This window comes from Paenibacillus sp. 7516, from assembly GCF_002272715.1.
In the GTDB taxonomy this organism is placed as follows: domain Bacteria; phylum Bacillota; class Bacilli; order Paenibacillales; family Paenibacillaceae; genus Paenibacillus; species Paenibacillus illinoisensis_A.
Genome location: NZ_NPBI01000006.1, coordinates 733,162 through 750,944, shown reverse-complemented (window position 1 = coordinate 750,944; position 17,783 = coordinate 733,162). Strand labels below are relative to the sequence as shown.

Genomic DNA, 17,783 nt, shown 5'->3' with positions numbered 1-17,783 from the left:
GAATGAGCAGCAGACAATACGCAGCTGACATTCTGAAGGAGCTGGAACGTACACTAAAACAGATCGACGATTCGGAAATGCAGGCGATGGCTGAGCATATTCTGGATGCAGAACAGATTTTTGTGGCAGGTGCCGGACGCTCCGGACTAATGGGAAAAGCTTTTGCCATGAGATTGATGCAGATGGGACTCCGGGTATTCGTCGTCGGGGAGACTGTCACACCAAGCATCAGTCCGAAGGATTTCCTTTTGTTATGCTCGGGTTCGGGAGAAACAGGCAGTCTGGCGGCGATGGCTCAAAAGGCCAGTAAAGCTGATGCTTCTGTCGGCCTGATCACGATCAAGCCGGAGTCCACCATTGGTCAATTGGCCAGCACTGTTGTTCGTCTACCTGCATCAGCGAAAGAGGACACGGCAACATCAGGTGCAGCAGTCACGATTCAGCCGATGGGTTCGCTTTTTGAACAAGGATTGCTGCTTGCTATGGATGCTCTGGTACTTACGTTGATGGAAAAGAAAGAGATGACCGGGGCGGACATGTTTGGCCGTCACGCGAATCTGGAATAGAAAATCGCTTATAGATCTTGAAGCAAAACATAGGCAGGACCGGTCCCTTATATATAAGAGGGAAGCCGGTCCTTTCTGTCATGCTTTAGATGGTGATAGGTCACGTCTCCTATGCATTCGGGCCATGCTGTAGTAGAATTGAGAGAAGCTATATCGAATAATGTACCTATTGATATAAGAATGTAAGCTAAGGGGGCTCGGAGCCATGGCAGCCGAAGTCAAGGAACGGATAAATCTGAAAGAAATCAACTGTGAGAAAGAGTTGACCCTTGCTGTTATTGGCGGCAAATGGAAACTTATTATATTGTGGCACTTGGGCCTGGAAGGAACCAAACGATTCAGTGAATTGAAGCGATTGATCCCTCATATCACCCAAAAGATGCTGACGAACCAGCTTCGGGAGCTGGAGGAAGATCGGCTGATTGAGCGCAAGGTTTATGCAGAAGTCCCTCCTCGGGTAGAATACAGCTTGACTGACCATGGACATAGTCTGATGCCAGTCCTGCGAGCCATGTACGATTGGGGCAAAAATTACGGGGAAAATGTAATCTGGAAATCAGAATAAGTCCAAGTCAAATTAACCTAAGTCAAATAAACCGCTGAGATATGGAATATTTCCACACCTTAGCGGTTTATTTTGATTCAGCTTGAACCAAAAGTCTCAATTTGGGAGATGTCAGGTATAAACGGTCGTAATATGATACGATGAGAGATATTGGAAATGCAAGGAGGAGGACATATACAGATGGAAAAAATACGTACACGCGACGAGGTAAGCCAGGAGACGACATGGAATCTGACAGATTTGTTCGGGACTGATGCGGAGTGGGAACAGGAACTCAGATCACTTCCTGATGCAGCAGTCGATATTGAAGCGTTCAAAGGACGTCTGGGCGAAGGTGCAGAACAGCTGCTGGCTTGTCTGGACGCTCGTGAAGCACTTCAGGAACGGATTGTGAAGACCGCATCCTACGCACGACTGAAACAATCAGAGGATAGTACCAATCCGGTAAACATTGAGAACTCGGCCAAAGCGGGAGATATCCTATCTTCACTGTCGTCTTCCTTGTCTTTTGTCCATTCGGAAATTGCGGATCTTCCCGAGGGTACAGTGGAACGTTATATTGCAGAACTTCCCGGACTCGAGCCTTATGCTCGCAGCCTGAACCTTCTTCTTCAGGAAAAAGCACATCGTCTCTCACCGGAGACAGAGAAGGTGCTGGCTTCCCTCGGTGAAGTATTGGATTCGCCTTACCGGATCTACCTCCGCGGTAAACTGGCAGACATGACTTTCGACGATGCGCTGGATGGAGAAGACAATAACCGTCCACTTTCCTGGTCTTTCTATGAAAATAATTACGAAATGTCTTCCGATACCAAGCTGCGCCGTTCTGCTTATGCAGCCTTTAGTTCCAAGCTAAATGATTACAAAAATACATTTGCCGAAGGTTATGCAACCGAAGTGAAGAAACAGGTTGTTTTATCAAGGCTCCGCGGTTACGACGACGTCACCGACATGCTGCTTAGCCCGCAGCAAGTTAGCAAAGAAATGTACAACAATATCCTGGATATCATTCAGCAGGAACTGGCACCGCATATGCGCAAACTTGCAGCTCTCAAGAAACGCGAGCTGGGGCTGGACAAGCTTATGTTCTGCGATCTCAAGGCTCCACTGGATCCTGAATTCAGTCCGGCCATTACATATGAGGAAGCCTGCACGCTCATCCGTGAAGCGCTTGCTGTGCTTGGACCCGAATACGGCGAAATTGTGGAGCGGGCATTCAGCGAACGTTGGGTGGATTACGCAGATAATGCCGGCAAGTCAACGGGTGCTTTCTGTTCATCCATTTATGGTGCGCATTCGTACATCCTTATCTCTTGGGCTAACAATATGCGCGGTGCGTTTACGCTCGCTCATGAAGTCGGACATGCCGGACATTTCATGCTTGCCGGACGCTATCAGCGGATCACCAATACAAGGCCTTCTCTATATTTCATTGAGGCACCATCTACCATGAATGAAATGCTGCTGGCTGACCATCTGTTAAAACGCTCTGACAATCCAAGAATGCGTCGCTGGGTAATCTTGCAATTGCTCAACACGTATTACCATAACTTCGTAACCCACCTGCTTGAAGGTGAATTACAGCGCCAAGTATATGCACTTGCGAGCAAGGATGAACCGATAACAGCCAAGCTGCTCAGTGAGCTCAAAGGGAATATTCTCTCCACGTTCTGGGGCCCAGACCTGGTTGTGGATGAAGGGGCGAAGCTAACCTGGATGAGACAGCCTCATTACTATATGGGTCTGTACCCTTACACCTATGCAGCCGGTTTGACGGCATCGACTGCAGCTGCCGGACTGATTCGCGAGGAAGGACAGCCTGCCGTGGATCGCTGGCTCGAAGCATTAAAAGCAGGAGGTAGTCTCGCACCTCAAGAGCTAATGAAACTTGCAGGTGTGGACATGACCGGACCCGAGCCGATTCGTGCAGCCGTAGCGTATGTAGGCAGTCTGGTTGATGAACTTGAACGTCTGTATTCCTAATTACGCTCATATAGTATATGGACAAGGCAAGTAAGGTTGTCCGCGTGCACCGTCTCCTTGGCAAGGGGCGGTGCATTCTTATTTTGGAGGCCGGAAAGGAATGATGATGAATGACAACGATCAACATATCCTCATCGATGGGCCGATTAACCACAGACGGCTTCGGTGTATTTGACGACATGAATAGTGTGCCGGGATTTGAGGGGAATCAGGGAGGTTTTTTTTCGGGATTTAATGAGTTTGGGGCCATGAGTGCATTTGGATCCATATTTATTGGTGCTATATTTCTCATCATTGCATGTGTGATTGTATACGCCATTATTTCAGGGGTTCGAACATGGTCTTCTAATAATGCAGCAACACTACTCAGGCTGCACTGCACAGTGGTGGCGAAGAGAACCCAAGTTACCGGAGGAAGCGGAGACAGCAGTGCTTCGACCTGGTACTATGCAACATTTCAACTGGATAATGGAGAACGTGTGGAACTGAACGTCGGCGGAAGCAACTATGGCATGCTTGTGGAAAATGACCAAGGCATGCTGACATACCAGGGCACAAGGTTCAAGCATTTCGAGAGAGATGTGCAGTCTCAGTCCGGCGTAAGCAATGGCCGCTTTTATACGTAATCCAAACGTAATGCCAAATAGAAGAACGACTTATCCAAGGGATCAGGTCGTTTTTTTGTTGGAAAAGAACAAAACACAGGGTATTCAAACGCTTACATCAGTGATATACTCGTGAAATAAAGCAAAACAGTATAAAACAAAAATAAACAAACAATTAAGCAAAGGGAATAAACAACATTTGTATAGAAGGTTGGTGTAGAGCAGTGAGCGTGTTGGCATATGATTTGGGAGCTGGCAGCGGGAGGGCGCTGCTGGGTCATTTGGATGACCGGGGCATAACGGCCACCGAAGTTCATCGATTCAAGAATGAGCCGGTCAAAGCAGGTGAGCGAATGCACTGGGACATTCTGCGTTTGCATCATGAATTGCTGCAAGGTCTGCACTTGGTCAAGCAGCAGGGAGAGCAGCCAGACAGTTTGGGGATCGACTCCTGGGGAGTTGACTTTGGACTTCTGGGCCACAATGGTGAACTGCTCGGTAACCCCTATCATTATCGTGATGGGCAGTTTAACGGCATGATGGAACAGATTCGCAATGAGTTAACCTCCCAGCGGATCTTCGAGCGAACAGGTATTCAATTTCTAAGTTTTAATACCCTGTACCAGCTCGCAACCCTGAAGCGGAACGGTTCACCACTGCTGGGTGCAGCAGATCGTTTCCTTATGATTCCGGACCTGCTTCGGTACTTTTTGACTGGAGAAGCGGTGAATGAGTTTACCAATGCGACGACAACACAACTCTATAACCCGGTGAGCGGGCAGTGGGACGGAGAATTGCTTGCCCACATCGGGGTCTCGGATCAGCTATTTGGTGAAGTGGTGATGCCGGGTACACGAGTCGGTCAACTCCGCAGCAGTATATCCGGTGAATTGGGGATATCAGCGATTCCTGTTATTGCAGTAGCCGAGCATGATACGGGTTCAGCAGTGGTCGCTGTCCCGGCAACGGATCGTTCGTTTGCTTACTTGAGCTGTGGAACCTGGTCCTTGATGGGAACGGAGATTGATCATCCTTCCATTACTGCCGAAAGTTTGGCCTTGAACTTTACGAACGAAGGCGGGGCTGGCGGAGCCTTCCGTTTGCTTAAGAACATTATGGGACTCTGGATCCTGCAGGAGAGCATGCGTGAATGGGAGCGTCAGGGGAAGGGGATCGGTTACGCTGAATTATTGAAACAAGCTGAAGTGGCTCCTCCATTTGCAAGTTTATTTGACCCAGATGACGATCTGTTTATGCCAGCAGGTGACATGACCATTCGAATTCGCCAGTATTGCCGAGATACGGGGCAGCAAGAACCACAGGATCAAGGAGCTATTGCCAGATCCATCCTGGAGAGCCTTGCGCTGAAATACAGAAGAGTACTGGAATGGACGGAACAATTATCGGGTCAGTCTTTCAATGGATTGCACATGGTCGGTGGAGGCATCCAGAATCAATTGCTATGCCAGTGGACGGCAAGCTCTATTGGCAGACCGGTATGGGCAGGTCCGGCAGAAGGAAGTGCAATCGGTAACATGGCTGTCCAATGGATTGCCAGCGGAGCGTTTAAGGACATATGGGAGGCGCGCAGAGTCATACGTGATTCGTTCCCGGTAACGGAGTATGAACCGAAAGACAGATCGATTTGGGAAGAGGCTTACGGCAGATTTCTTAGGTTAACGGACTCATCGAAATCACAAGCCGGAAGCGAGGTGTAACCATGCTGGCTGCTGAGCGGTATGATCGGATTGTCGAGATGGTTAATGAAAGCGGAAGCATGCGTGTGTCCGAGCTAAGTGATCGCTGTAGGGTAACCGAAGAGACCATTCGCCGCGATCTGGATCGGCTGGAACAAGCCGGGCGATTGAAACGCTCCCATGGGGGAGCTGTGAGCATCAAGGATGATCAGCCGGAGATCCCCTATCGCGTGAGGGAAACGACGCATGCGGAAGAGAAGAAGCGAATTGCTCAGGCAGCCCTTGCCATGATTCGCCCCGGGGATCGCATACTCCTGGATGCCAGCACCACTGCAGGTTATATGGCTGCGAACATGCCGGATATTCCGCTGACGGTGTTAACCAACTCGATTCAGGTAGCGACCGAACTTAGCAGCAAGGACAAGATAGAAGTGATCTCTACCGGGGGCCAATTGGCACAGCGTTCGCTATCGTTTGTCGGGCCGCTCGCCGAACGCTCACTGGAAACGTATCACGTTGATAAACTGTTCTTGTCCTGCAAGGGGGTCCATCTGGATGGTGGCGGAATTAGCGAATCCAATGAACTGCAAGCCAGGTTGAAACAAAAAATGGTCGGCATCTCCGACCAGGTAATTTTGCTCGCAGATGCCAGCAAGTTTGGTGTGCGAGCGTTCGCCAGGGTAACCGGATTGAATGCGGTTCATGCGGTCATACTCAATGAGCAGCCGGACGGTGATCTCATGAAACGTTTGAAGGACTATGACATCCAAATTACGACTGTATAAGCATATGGGCACGTAGTCAGCTCGTTCTGCTTGATACCTAGCGTTAACTTCAATAGATCAACTACTAATTGATTATGGGAGCGTGTATTTATGAAGGTCTCCTTGTTCATTACCTGCCTCAGCGATGCCATCTACCCGCGTGTCGGAGAAGCGATGGTCAGACTGCTTGCCGCTCACGGCGTTCGGTTGGAATTTCCACCTGTCCAAACTTGCTGCGGTCAGCCTTCTTATAATAGCGGGTACTGGGATGAGACGAGAGTGGCAGCCAAGACGATTCTGGAAGCATTTGACGACAGCGATTTTGTAGTCTGTCCTTCCGGGTCTTGCACGTATATGATTCACCATTATCCCGAGCTGTTTGCGGATGATCCGGTGTGGCTCGAAAAGGCAAAACGGCTGGAAGCAAAAGCCTATGAATTTACGCAATTTCTGGTGCAGGTGCTCGGGATAACGGATCTGGGAGCCCATTTTCCTCACAAGGTTACGTACCATCCATCGTGCCATGGCAGCAGGCTGCTCGGGGTGAAAGACGAACCGATGGCGCTGTTGTCTGCAGTGAAAGGGCTGGAATTTGTACCCCTTCCGTATGGAGAGGATTGCTGCGGGTTCGGGGGAACGTTTGCTGTGAAAATGTCGGATATATCCGGCGCCATGGTTACCGAGAAAGTCGATCATATCAAAGAGACCGATGCCGAGGTACTTGTTGGACTGGATATGGCGTGTCTCATGAATATTGCAGGTAATCTGCGCTACCGGAATGAACCGGTGCGTGTCATGCATTTGGCGGAATTACTGTATGAGGGGGTGCAAACAGGATGAGTCAGCCTGGTGTAATGGATGTGTCTGTCAAGAAGCGTGCGGAACTCGCGCTCAATGATGATTTTCTGCGCAAAGCCGTCAAGTTCACAACAGAACGTCTGCGGAACGGAAAGAAATCCGCTTCGGAAGAACATGGAAACTGGGATGAATGGCGGGAACGTGGCCGCCAGATTCGACTGCACACAATCGCACATCTGGATTATTATCTGAATGAATTCGTCAATAACGCCCGTGCTAACGGTGTCCATATCCATTTTGCAGATACATCGGCCGAGGCAGCCGCAATTGCCCTCGATATAGCGGCCCACAATGAAGCTGCGTCCGTCGTCAAATCCAAATCGATGGTTTCGGAAGAAGTACATCTAAACCATGCGCTCGAATCTGCAGGCATTGAAGCCATTGAGACCGATTTGGGTGAATATATCATCCAGTTGGCTGGGGAAGCCCCCTCACATATCGTTATTCCGGCGATTCACAAGAACCGTTATCAGATTGCGGAATTATTATCAAAAGAAGCAGGGGAAACCCTTGAACCGGATACAACCGTGCTCGCCGGGTTTGTACGCAAAAAGCTGCGCGAAAAATTCCTCGAAGCTGACATCGGCATGACGGGCTGTAACTTCGCCATTGCCGAGACAGGCTCCATGGTGCTGTTCGAAAATGAAGGCAATGCCCGTATGGTATCCACTGTACCGAAGACACAAATTACTCTGATGGGAATGGAGCGTATCATTCCTTCCTGGACCGATCTTGAAGTGATGGCCACGCTGCTGCCGCGTTCCGCGACAGGACAAAAATTGACCATGTATATGTCAGGCATCACCGGGCCGCGCCGAACAGCAGACGGGGATGGTCCAGAAGAGATGCATATTATTATTGTGGATAATGGAAGATCCTTGCAGCTGGGTGATCCTGAATTTCAGGAACTGCTCAATTGCATACGCTGCGGAGCCTGTCTTAATGCTTGTCCGGTATACCGTCATATAGGCGGTCATGCCTATGGTGGAACCTACAGCGGTCCGATTGGTGCAGTGTTGACGCCAGCACTGAATGGGAATATAGACGAGTGGAACGACATTGCCAGCGCTTCGAGTTTGTGCGGTGCGTGTTATGAGGCCTGTCCTGTCAAAATACCTTTACATGATATGCTCGTGTATTTACGCAGACGCAAGGTTGAAGAGGGCCACGGAAACAAGCTGGAGGGAGCAGGCATGAAGGGATTTGCCGCAGTGGTATCCAGCTCCAAACGTTTCAGTGCAGCGATTCGTCTGGGCCAGCTTGGCCAGAAGGCTGTTGTGCGTAATGAAGGAATCTCTCTCAAGCTTGGTCCGCTCAAGGGCTGGAACACATACCGAGTTGCACCGAGCCTGGCCAAACGTTCATTCCGCCAGCAGTGGAGCAAGCTGGATCAGGAGCTGGATCAAGATCCAAAAGAAATGGATAGCAATGTCCGCAACCGGATGGAGCACATTTTGCGAGAACGGGAGCAAGGAGGCGGAAGGCATGAGCACTGAGCATCAGCAGTGGCTGAACCAATTGGAGAAGCGGTCGCGCGAGAAACAGGAGAAGTTTATGAATGGTATTGCTACCAAGTTAAGAAGGCCCCGCCAAAATCATGCGCCAACGCAGCCTTTTCGAGGTGCGCCGTCATTCTGGAATGAACTGGAATGGGATGAAGAGAAACGTATACAGGCATTTACCGATAATTTTGTGAGTGTCGGTGCCCACATTGCTCGGGTGAAGAATCTGGAGGAAGCTTCCACGTTTATTACAACAAAAGCGAATGAACTGGGAGCAAAGTATGTGATTCGTCAGAACGAACAGGAACTGGATGAATTGCAGCTTGAATCAGAGCTGCCGGAAGTGCAGATTTCCGTATGGAACAGCAAGCCGGATGAAAACTGGAAAGCCCGGGCCGCAGAGGCCGATATTGGCGTGGTTATGGCGGATTATGCGACTGCTTACACAGGTTCAGTTACGGTGCTGTCTTCACCAGAGAAGGGACGTGCTGTGAGCCTTCTGCCAACCGTATTAATCATTATCATTCCGGTAGAACGCCTGCATACCCGTTTGGGCGAGACACTGAATCGCTTTGATGAAGCAGGAAGAGAGAATCTTCCTGCAGGTATTCATTTTATTTCCGGTCCGAGCCGGTCTTCCGATATCGAAAATGACCTGACGATTGGTGTACATGGTCCAGGGGTAGTATACGGCCTGATTATGGGGTAAAGTGAACGTCTGAATCTTCTAAATCTATTAATTAACTAATAAACCAGCAAAACAACTGTCCAATGGAGTAGATCCTTTCTCTGCTCAGGATAGTTGTTTTTTTGGCATACTTTCACGATGTATAATAGATGTTAACTATTAAGTTGATATGTTTTATATATTTCATCTATAAGATGGACGCAGATATAATTTATATAAAGAGCTTATTTAGTTTACATCTTATGGGAGGCGCTATGTAATGAATCATATTTATTCTTATCATGTTTCTTCGAAGGATGGACATATTACTGATTTATCAAAGTTTGAGGGAAAGGTACTACTCATTGTCAACACGGCCAGCAAGTGCAGCTATTCCAGACAATTTTCGGAGCTGCAGCAGCTCTATGACAAGTATGGCGAGCAAGGACTGGAAATTTTGGCGTTTCCCTGCGATCAATTCAATCATAAAGAACCGGGTAATAATGCAGAGATCACCCAATATTGCAAAAGCCATTTTCATGTGACCTTTTCGATGTTTGATAAAATTGAGGTTACCGGAACAACCATTCACCCACTGTTTCGTTATCTGATTGAAAAGGCAGCATTCCAGGGATTTGATCTCGAAACGGAAGAAGGTCGGTGGATGGATCAATTTGTAAGGGAAAACCATCCTGCATTGTATAATGGGGACGGGATCAAGTGGAATTTTACCAAGTTTTTGGTCCGTGCGGATGGCGAGGTTAGTGACCGCTATGAAACGACAGTTGAACCTTCGATGATGGAAACGAAAATCAGGGAGCTGCTGAAGCAGCGCTAGATTACATGAGAAGCTGCCGTAAAAAATCAAGAGTGGGAAAGGGCCTGAATATGTTTCAGGCCTAGGGGCCACCTAGGCCGATGAGCAGGGGCGACCCGATGGTCCTATGACTTTGAGACTGTTGAAGATTGGAACTGGAAATGTTAGGGTAAAAGTAAGATAACGAAGCACCTCATTTTTTTTACTTTAAAATGACCAATATACCAAATCGGTCAGTTAGTTCTATCATGTTTTATCATGAATTGAATCAAATGTGAGTACTTGTAGAAAATAATGGTATACCTATTTATTCGAATGCTGAAGTGAACAGAGCCATTATTTATGATCAGGTCGACCATATGAATTGGAATAGGAGTGAAGAAGATGTCGCCAATGTCAGTACCCCAGCCCAAAACCTTTGGTCCACTGGGTAACTTGCCGCAATTAAACTTTGATGAACCGGTGCAATCCCTGGTTAAACTTGCTGAGGAATACGGACCGATCTTTCGAATGGAATACCCGGGACGGAGCGAGCTGTACATTTCGGGTCATAAGCTGGTTGCCGAGGTGACGGATGAATCCAAATTCGATAAGCGTGTATGGGCACCGCTAGCGAAAGTTCGTGCGTTTGCTGGAGATGGCTTATTTACAAGCTGGACCGATGAGCCCAACTGGAGAAAAGCGCATAATGTGCTTCTGCCCAGCTTCAGTCAGCGTGCCATGCAGGGATATCATAATAAAATGATCGATCTGGCCGTGCAGCTTGTTCAAAAATGGTCTCGGCTGAATCCCGATGAAACGGTGAATGTACCCGATGATATGACACGTCTAACGCTGGATACGATCGGGTTATGCGGATTCAATTATCGTTTTAACAGCTTTTATCGGGAAGAACCCCATCCATTTATTACAAGCATGGTACGCGCTCTGGATGAATCCATGAGTTCACTGCAGCGTCTCCGTCTTCAGGACAAACTGATGATTAGCAAAAAGAAACAATTTGAGCAGGATATTCGCTCCATGTTCGCGCTGGTCGATCATATTATCGCCGAGCGCAAAGAGCAGCCTCAGGAGGGCGCAGACGATCTGTTATCCCATATGCTGAGCGGTAAGGACCCGGAGACGGGAGAAACACTGGATGATGAAAATATCCGCTACCAGATCATTACGTTCCTGATCGCAGGACATGAGACAACAAGCGGACTATTATCCTTTGCCATTTATTATTTGATGAAAAATCCGGATAAACTGGCTAAGGCGCAAGCCGAGGCTGACCAGATTCTGAAGGATCCGGTACCAACGTACAATCAGGTTCGGAACCTAAAGTATATTCGTATGGTACTGAACGAAGCACTTCGTCTGTGGCCAACAGCTCCGGCGTTCTCCCTTTATGCCAAAGAAGATACCGTGCTCGCGGGAGAGTATCCGTTGAAAAAAGGGGACAGCGTCAGTGTGCTCATTCCCAAGCTGCATCGTGACCGCGATGCCTGGGGCGACGATGTGGAAGCGTTCCGTCCGGAGCGATTTGAGGATCCAAGCAAGGTACCGCACGATGCATATAAGCCTTTTGGTAACGGTCAGCGGGCATGTATTGGGCAGCAGTTTGCACTTCAAGAGGCAACGCTGGTGCTGGGCATGGTTTTGAAACATTTTGACTTTATTGATCATACGGATTATCAGTTGAAGGTGAAAGAGACCTTGACGCTCAAGCCGGATCATTTCAACATCCGTGTTCGTGCCCGTGGTGGGCAACCTGTCATGGCTGTACCGGGTGTTGCGTTGGAAGAGCCAGCTCCTGCTGTCAAACGAAAAGAGCTGGATACGGCAAATGCTCATCACACTCCGATGCTTGTCCTGTACGGTTCCAACCTGGGTACTGCCGAAGGCATTGCACGTGAGATTGCAGATACTGCGCGATATCAGGGCTTTCGTAGCGAAGTAGAGGCATTGGACAATCGGGTAGGCAACCTGCCGAAGGAAGGTGCCGTCATTATTGTTAGTGCATCCTACAACGGTCAGCCGCCAAGCAATGCCAAGAATTTTGTGGAATGGATTCAGCATGCAGATGCCAAGGCTTTTGAAGGCGTGCGTTTTGCTGTTCTTGGCTGCGGAGATCATAACTGGGCCAGCACGTATCAGCGTATTCCGCGTTTGATTGATGAACAGCTCTCTGCCAAAGGGGCAACCCGGTTATCTCCACTTGGCGAAAGTGATGCTAGCGGAGATTTCGAGAAGCAGGTTGAGGACTGGAGTGAACAATTGTGGCCTGATCTGGCACAGGCGATGGGACTGAAGCTGAACAGCAGTTCAGGCAGTGAGCGCAGCTCGTTGTCCGTGCAATTTGTCAGCGGGCATGCGGTTACGCCGCTTGCAGATACGTACGATGCCCATGTGGCTCACGTATTGGAGAATCGGGAACTTCATGATGCTGGCAGCCTCCGGAGCACGCGTCATCTGGAGATTCAGCTGCCTGAAGGCATGACTTACAAGGAAGGCGATCATCTGGGGGTTCTCCCGCAAAATCCACCGGAACTCGTGGAGCGTGTACTCAAGCGTTATGGTTTTACGGGTACGGAACACCTGGTGTTGGATGCATCCGGTCGAAGTGCTGCGCACCTGCCTCTGCATCAACCGGTTAATCTGTATGACTTGCTCAGCCACAGCGTGGAATTGCAGGAGGCAGCAACACGTGCCCAGCTGAGAGAGCTGGCAGCATACACCGTATGCCCGCCGCACAAGAAGGAGCTTGAAGCGCTTCTGGACGAATCGGTATATATGGAAGAAGTGCGGGGTAAGCGCGTATCGATGCTGGATTATCTTGTCAAGTATGAGGCGTGCGAAATGCCGTTCGAACGCTTCCTGGAACTGCTGCCTTCACTCAAAGCGAGATATTATTCCATCTCGAGTTCGCCTCGGGTACAGCCAGAGCAGGCCAGTATTACGGTCAGTGTGGTTCGAGCTCCGGCTTGGAGCGGACAAGGGGAGTATAAAGGCATTGCGTCCAATTATCTGGCAAACTTGAAACCGGGTGAAGAGGTGGTTATGTTCGTTCGAACGCCTGAATCCGGGTTTGAATTGCCATCTGATGCAGAAGTGCCGGTTATCATGGTGGGTCCAGGAACGGGAGTGGCACCATTCCGTGGATTCCTGCAAGCAAGACGGGTCCTGAAGGAACAAGGACAGAACGTGGGCGAAGCCCATCTGTACTTTGGATGCCGCAATCCGGAGCATGATTATTTGTATAAAAATGAGCTTGAAGCTGCACAGCAAGAAGGACTTGTCCAGCTACACACTGCCTTTTCCAGAGTCGATGGACAGGACAAATGTTATGTTCAGCATCTGATGAGGGATGACGCCGAAAAACTGATTCCTCTGCTTGAACAGGGCGGGCATCTGTATATTTGCGGAGACGGCAGCAAAATGGCCCCTGATGTGGAGGCAACACTTAAGCAGGTATACACCGACATTAGTGGCAATTCCGCAGATGAGGCGGATGAGTGGCTCGAACGTTTACAGCAGGAAGGGCGTTATGCCAAGGATGTGTGGACGGGGTTATAATGAGATAACCCAAGTAGAGTCGATATAGTGTTCATTACATGGATATCTTCAATTGATGAACTTCGCGGTGAGACACAGAGAAATTCTGTGCTCACCGTTTTTGGCGTGGAGCGCCAAGCAGGCAAATCGATACAGGTTGCGTTATAATGATATGGGCCGTATGGATTAGAGGGCACAGAGCGGATTAACGTGTCTGCTTTTTCTTTTTGATTGTTGGACGATGGATGGATTCGATCTGGCTCAGGGGAAACAGGATGCGGGAAGGGAATTTGCCGGTTCCCTGCAGCTCCAGATAATCAAGTCCCACGCCAACCAGCCGGATATTTCGAAATGCATTTTTGGATGGGAACACGGTGCGAATGCCTACTCGAACACCCCGGCGTGTCTGATTTGTATCAAACACACGGATGGACAACAGGCTGAGCGGAATAAACAATTGTCGATTCACTTTGATAAAATGGCGGGAATACACCCGTTTGATCCGGCCTGGTTCAAGTCCTGACCGCGGTGTATTGAGCTCGGCCAGATGTCCCTGCAGCTCCGCCAGACGCTGTTGCAGCGTTTTGCCTGTATGGAGATGATGCCACTTCATAAGTCATCCTCCGTTCTCCGTTTATACCTATTATATGAGTGGATCAGGTCCGGTGGTGAGCAATTGCCTGCCCATGTTTTATCATATTGGCCCATTATTTAAGATATAGGGAGTGATTCCAATGAACGTGGAACTGAGTAAAGATTTAGTCAAGGATGATCGCGGAAATTACTATATTGCGGTGAACTTGGAAGGAAAAGAGTTAACACTCGTCAATGCGTTTGTTGAGTCATCCTTTACCCCGGAATTCATATACAATGAAGAGTTTCGTAATCGACACAAGGAGAACGAGGGCGGTTTTGTAGGCAAAATTGCAATGGACCTGCTGCGGCATGACGTGGTCATGGGATTAAAAGAGATTGACCGCCAACTGCTGGACTTGTCGGAAGTAGAGCGCGAATACAACGTAAATTTCATTGATACGATTGAGTTTTATCGCCACCCATCATGGCAGCGAAAAGCTTGAGGGATTCTGTTTCTCAATAACATAATTAAACCAGGAGAAATGGACACATTCTCCTCAGCAATGAATATACTTTGGAATAGTAAAGGCGCAGGTGCATGGAGACTTCTCTGCACTTGCGCCTTTTTACTATTGATAGCTTGGATAGATCATGCCAATATCCCGGACGGTTTGCATACCATCCTCAGTGAAGCACTGCATCTCATTTCCTTTAATTCGAATCGGAAGGGACTTCCCCTGATAAGTTAGCTCGCCCTCAATCGTTCGCACGCTCATTCCAATGATACTTTTCAGCCTTCCATCACGATCGGTAATCAGCCGGATTCCAGCCGGAGCCTGAATATGAATGCTGCCTTTTCGATAGACCACCATCTGATCTGAGGTATTCACCAGTTCAAAAGGTTGCCCGTCAACCGTTCGGCTGTAGGCTGTACTCCCGGCAACTTCTTCGCCATGATCCATGGCCGGGGGAAGGAGTCCGGTAAACCACAACTGGTCTGAACCGACAGGCATAATGCCGCATAACCGTTCCACAAAATCAAGTAGACACAGGATAGCCGGGGAGTAGGTTTCCGTGAAGCCTTCTTCACCGGTCCATGGACTTAGGGTTTGAGCAAAACGCTTCGCTCTGGATAACGCAGCCAGGATCGGATTCAGCACCCATGTCAATTCAACATAGCGATGGTGATTTTCAAAGGCATGGGGAGCCCGAATGAGGCTTAAGAAATTGGACGGTCCGCCCCAGCTGTTATAGGTGGATGAAGGGTCAAACCTGGGATCATCCATGGCTAAGGACGTAAAGGGATATCGGGCAAAAAACTTGCTTGTATTGAGCAGATATCTTTGAAGCAGCTGGTCGAACAAATGCTGGTCACCCACCTCACAGGCCATCACGCGCAGCAGCACATCCGATTGAACTCGAACAAGCTTGTCATTGCGATCACGATCATAAAAGAACAGATCTTCTTCGTCATAACAGTAACGAAAGAGTCGGTCCAGACTGAATTCAGCTTTTGCTTTCCATTCCAGACCCGATTCGCCAAGCTCCTCTGCCATACGGGACAAATACATACGCTGGCAATAGATATTGGCGGTTAAATCCGGTGCCAGGAACGGCAATATCGGAGAATCCGTATGGTATGCACCGGGATCGTTCTGGTAAGGCGTATCCGGCACATGCCAGAATCTGGGTGATAGATCATGTCCGGTGTCAAATGTACTGAAAGCCTCTACACATCCGGTTCCCCGGGTATCCCGGTGCTGCGCAATCCATTCGTCATAACGTGTCATGGCTGTATACATCGTACTCAGGAAACTCCGGTCCTTACCATGAAGCTGATAGTGATTCCATACACTTCGTGCAAGCGGAGTAACCAATTGAATCTGGCGGTAGGAGGGGCCAGTCACTGTCAGTTTGTAAGGAAGTAATCCATCCTCCCGCTGATGAGCTGCGAAGCTTAGATAGGTTGCTCGGGAAACGGAAGGAAGCAGGCGGGAGAGCATTTCTGCGTTAATCGTGCCCGTGCTCTCCAGCCAGCAGCCGAGATAGATGCCTCCTTCCTGGAGAACAGGATCTCCGCTGCTCATGGGAACGATGCAGGCAAGCAGCTTCTCTACTGCCGCATAATAAGCCTGTTCCAGACCTCCGCCCGAAGCCGCAAAACGGACTCCCGATTCCTGCCACTCTTGTAAGATATCTGCGTCTTCCGGCTTACTGGGCTGAACAAGGTTTGGAATGGACATCTGGCGCAGCCGGTTCAATAGTGCTTCTGCCATGTTCGCCTCCTAATGGGATGTGGTAGTTATTGTTATTGATTGGATTCAAAAATCCGGAGCGTACCGCTGTAGAAGCTTGATACCGCCTCCTCGACACTTTTGCGTCCAAATCCAATTTCCTGGGTTGTCGTCTGAGCGAGCTTGGAGAATTCCGCAAAACCAGGAGGGTTATAACTTACGTCAAAAGGCTCCGTTTTGGTGGCTTCAGATACAAAATTGGTATAGTCATAAACAAGTTCTTCAACGGCTCCGGCTTCTTCCTGAAGAAGATTTCGATTGGTTTCCGTAACCGGGACGCCGCGGTCATTGCCAAGAATTCGGGCCGCATCCGGATCATTGATCCAGAAGTCCATTAGCATGGCAACCTCTTTGGGATGTTTGGTATTCGCATAGCCTGACAATCCCTGACTGGATTCAAATACCACACCTGTACCTTTGGGCCCGCGCGGAACCGGATGCAGAATGAGCGGATCCTCCGTCAGGCTCTGGAATGCAGCGAGCTGGTTGGACGGAAGCAGGGTCATGGCCGCTTTGCCTGTAATCAGCAGCGATTTGCTCGTGTCATCATGCGGATTGGAGACCTGCAATTCAGGTGTGACTACACCACCGTCGGCCGATGCCTTTTCCCAGTATTGGAACCATTCGAGAATGTCCTCCTGTGCAAAACCCAATGTACCGTTGGTCATGTCATACAGCTGTTTGCCACGCTGTTTCAGGTAGATATCCATCCCGTCCACCGTAAAGTTATACGTTCCAAATATGCCATCGCCGAGCTTGTCAGAGAGCTCTTTGCTGATTGAGGCATAATCTACCCAGGTCCAGTCCGTCTCAGGCAGAGGGATGCCTGCTTTTTCGAACAACGCCTTGTTGATTACAATTCCCCGTGCATTGGCGCCGGCTGAAATATGCTGAAGCTTCCCGTCAAGACGACCGTACTCCACCATGGTGGTATCCATGCCGTCCAGGTTCAGTTCATTTCCGACATATGGATCGAGGTTGAGCAAGACATCCTTTTTGGCATAATCGACCACATTGCCACCCAGGAAGAATACATCGGGTGCTGTGCCTGATGCCAGCTGTGTATTCAATTTGTCAAAATATCCGGAGGAAGGGGCGAATTCACCTACAATTTTGATGTCCGGATGTTTTTCCTGAAAGACTTGAAGAGCTTCGTTTGTAATATCTGCCCGTTTCTGATCACCCCACCACATCATGCGCAATTCGACCAGGCCGTTTGATTCGTTACCTTGATCCGTATTACCGCCAGCACCCGTATGATCCGTACCCGAGCAGGCTGTTGCAAATAGCAGGAGTGAGGCGGCCATCCCAATCATGAGTCGCTTAAACATCGTTCATCCTCCTAACGAATA

At 49.2% G+C, this 17,783-nt stretch carries 15 protein-coding genes; 12 read left to right on the top strand and 3 right to left on the bottom strand.

The genetic code is table 11. From position 1 onward, the window contains the following. The first annotated feature begins 2 nt into the window (after positions 1–2). The 11 genes from hxlB (at position 3) to CHI14_RS06585 (ending at position 13,582) form a co-directional block, all read left to right on the top strand. On the top strand, positions 3–566 hold the full coding sequence (gene hxlB / locus CHI14_RS06635; protein WP_095287597.1) for a 6-phospho-3-hexuloisomerase: 564 nt from the start codon (positions 3–5) through the stop codon (positions 564–566). A gap of 205 nt (positions 567–771) precedes the next feature. Next, entirely contained in the window at positions 772–1,131 is a 360-nt protein-coding gene (locus CHI14_RS06630) for a winged helix-turn-helix transcriptional regulator (protein ID WP_095287596.1), read from the top strand. A 180-nt stretch (positions 1,132–1,311) separates the two neighbouring features. Beyond that, on the top strand, positions 1,312–3,114 hold the full coding sequence (gene pepF / locus CHI14_RS06625) for an oligoendopeptidase F (RefSeq protein WP_095287595.1): 1,803 nt from the start codon (positions 1,312–1,314) through the stop codon (positions 3,112–3,114). A 110-nt stretch (positions 3,115–3,224) separates the two neighbouring features. Beyond that, the gene (locus CHI14_RS06620; RefSeq protein ID WP_249281024.1) at positions 3,225–3,740 is read left to right on the top strand and encodes a DUF2500 domain-containing protein; all 516 of its coding nucleotides are present in this window, start codon (positions 3,225–3,227) and stop codon (positions 3,738–3,740) included. A 203-nt stretch (positions 3,741–3,943) separates the two neighbouring features. Next, positions 3,944–5,437, top strand: coding sequence for a rhamnulokinase (locus CHI14_RS06615; protein ID WP_095287594.1), 1,494 nt, complete (start codon positions 3,944–3,946; stop codon positions 5,435–5,437). A 2-nt stretch (positions 5,438–5,439) separates the two neighbouring features. Then, complete coding sequence (locus CHI14_RS06610) at positions 5,440–6,201, top strand: DeoR/GlpR family DNA-binding transcription regulator (protein WP_095287593.1); 762 nt, start codon at positions 5,440–5,442, stop codon at positions 6,199–6,201. 90 nt (positions 6,202–6,291) lie between these two features. Then, entirely contained in the window at positions 6,292–7,020 is a 729-nt protein-coding gene (locus tag CHI14_RS06605) for a (Fe-S)-binding protein (protein ID WP_095287592.1), read from the top strand. After that, entirely contained in the window at positions 7,017–8,534 is a 1,518-nt protein-coding gene (locus CHI14_RS06600) for a LutB/LldF family L-lactate oxidation iron-sulfur protein (RefSeq protein ID WP_095287591.1), read from the top strand. Before CHI14_RS06605 ends, CHI14_RS06600 begins: the two co-directional genes overlap by 4 nt. Continuing rightward, positions 8,524–9,249 (top strand): LutC/YkgG family protein, encoded by a 726-nt coding sequence (locus CHI14_RS06595; protein ID WP_095287590.1) that lies wholly within the window; start codon positions 8,524–8,526, stop codon positions 9,247–9,249. The genes CHI14_RS06600 and CHI14_RS06595 overlap by 11 nt, the downstream gene beginning before the upstream one ends. A gap of 238 nt (positions 9,250–9,487) precedes the next feature. Then, the gene (locus tag CHI14_RS06590) at positions 9,488–10,045 is read left to right on the top strand and encodes a glutathione peroxidase (RefSeq protein WP_095287589.1); all 558 of its coding nucleotides are present in this window, start codon (positions 9,488–9,490) and stop codon (positions 10,043–10,045) included. Positions 10,046–10,408: 363 nt separating this feature from the next. Continuing rightward, positions 10,409–13,582 (top strand): bifunctional cytochrome P450/NADPH--P450 reductase, encoded by a 3,174-nt coding sequence (locus tag CHI14_RS06585; RefSeq protein ID WP_095287588.1) that lies wholly within the window; start codon positions 10,409–10,411, stop codon positions 13,580–13,582. Between the two features lie 184 nt (positions 13,583–13,766). On the opposite strand, the gene CHI14_RS06580 is transcribed toward CHI14_RS06585, so the two are convergent. Then, positions 13,767–14,174 carry a hypothetical protein gene (locus tag CHI14_RS06580; RefSeq protein ID WP_095287587.1) on the bottom strand — a complete coding sequence of 136 codons (408 nt, stop codon included), beginning with the start codon at positions 14,172–14,174 and terminating at the stop codon, positions 13,767–13,769. 121 nt (positions 14,175–14,295) lie between these two features. Between CHI14_RS06580 and CHI14_RS06575 the strand changes: the two genes are divergently transcribed. Beyond that, positions 14,296–14,640 (top strand): hypothetical protein, encoded by a 345-nt coding sequence (locus CHI14_RS06575; RefSeq protein ID WP_095287586.1) that lies wholly within the window; start codon positions 14,296–14,298, stop codon positions 14,638–14,640. A 126-nt stretch (positions 14,641–14,766) separates the two neighbouring features. On the opposite strand, the gene CHI14_RS06570 is transcribed toward CHI14_RS06575, so the two are convergent. Next, positions 14,767–16,413, bottom strand: coding sequence for an MGH1-like glycoside hydrolase domain-containing protein (locus CHI14_RS06570; protein ID WP_095287585.1), 1,647 nt, complete (start codon positions 16,411–16,413; stop codon positions 14,767–14,769). A 32-nt stretch (positions 16,414–16,445) separates the two neighbouring features. Next, the gene (locus tag CHI14_RS06565; protein ID WP_095287584.1) at positions 16,446–17,762 is read right to left on the bottom strand and encodes an ABC transporter substrate-binding protein; all 1,317 of its coding nucleotides are present in this window, start codon (positions 17,760–17,762) and stop codon (positions 16,446–16,448) included. Positions 17,763–17,783 lie beyond the last annotated feature (21 nt).

Bases quoted from the DNA above. Each gene is read 5' to 3' on its own strand.
- CHI14_RS06630 (WP_095287596.1), top strand. From the start codon at position 772: ATGGCAGCCGAAGTCAAGGAACGGATAAATCTGAAAGAAATCAACTGT.
- hxlB (WP_095287597.1), top strand. From the start codon at position 3: ATGAGCAGCAGACAATACGCAGCTGACATTCTGAAGGAGCTGGAACGT.
- CHI14_RS06570 (WP_095287585.1), bottom strand. From the start codon at position 16,413: ATGGCAGAAGCACTATTGAACCGGCTGCGCCAGATGTCCATTCCAAAC.
- CHI14_RS06595 (WP_095287590.1), top strand. From the start codon at position 8,524: ATGAGCACTGAGCATCAGCAGTGGCTGAACCAATTGGAGAAGCGGTCG.
- CHI14_RS06575 (WP_095287586.1), top strand. From the start codon at position 14,296: ATGAACGTGGAACTGAGTAAAGATTTAGTCAAGGATGATCGCGGAAAT.
- CHI14_RS06565 (WP_095287584.1), bottom strand. From the start codon at position 17,762: ATGTTTAAGCGACTCATGATTGGGATGGCCGCCTCACTCCTGCTATTT.
- CHI14_RS06620 (WP_249281024.1), top strand. From the start codon at position 3,225: ATGACAACGATCAACATATCCTCATCGATGGGCCGATTAACCACAGAC.
- CHI14_RS06605 (WP_095287592.1), top strand. From the start codon at position 6,292: ATGAAGGTCTCCTTGTTCATTACCTGCCTCAGCGATGCCATCTACCCG.
- CHI14_RS06590 (WP_095287589.1), top strand. From the start codon at position 9,488: ATGAATCATATTTATTCTTATCATGTTTCTTCGAAGGATGGACATATT.
- CHI14_RS06610 (WP_095287593.1), top strand. From the start codon at position 5,440: ATGCTGGCTGCTGAGCGGTATGATCGGATTGTCGAGATGGTTAATGAA.
- CHI14_RS06580 (WP_095287587.1), bottom strand. From the start codon at position 14,174: ATGAAGTGGCATCATCTCCATACAGGCAAAACGCTGCAACAGCGTCTG.
- CHI14_RS06600 (WP_095287591.1), top strand. From the start codon at position 7,017: ATGAGTCAGCCTGGTGTAATGGATGTGTCTGTCAAGAAGCGTGCGGAA.
- pepF (WP_095287595.1), top strand. From the start codon at position 1,312: ATGGAAAAAATACGTACACGCGACGAGGTAAGCCAGGAGACGACATGG.
- CHI14_RS06585 (WP_095287588.1), top strand. From the start codon at position 10,409: ATGTCGCCAATGTCAGTACCCCAGCCCAAAACCTTTGGTCCACTGGGT.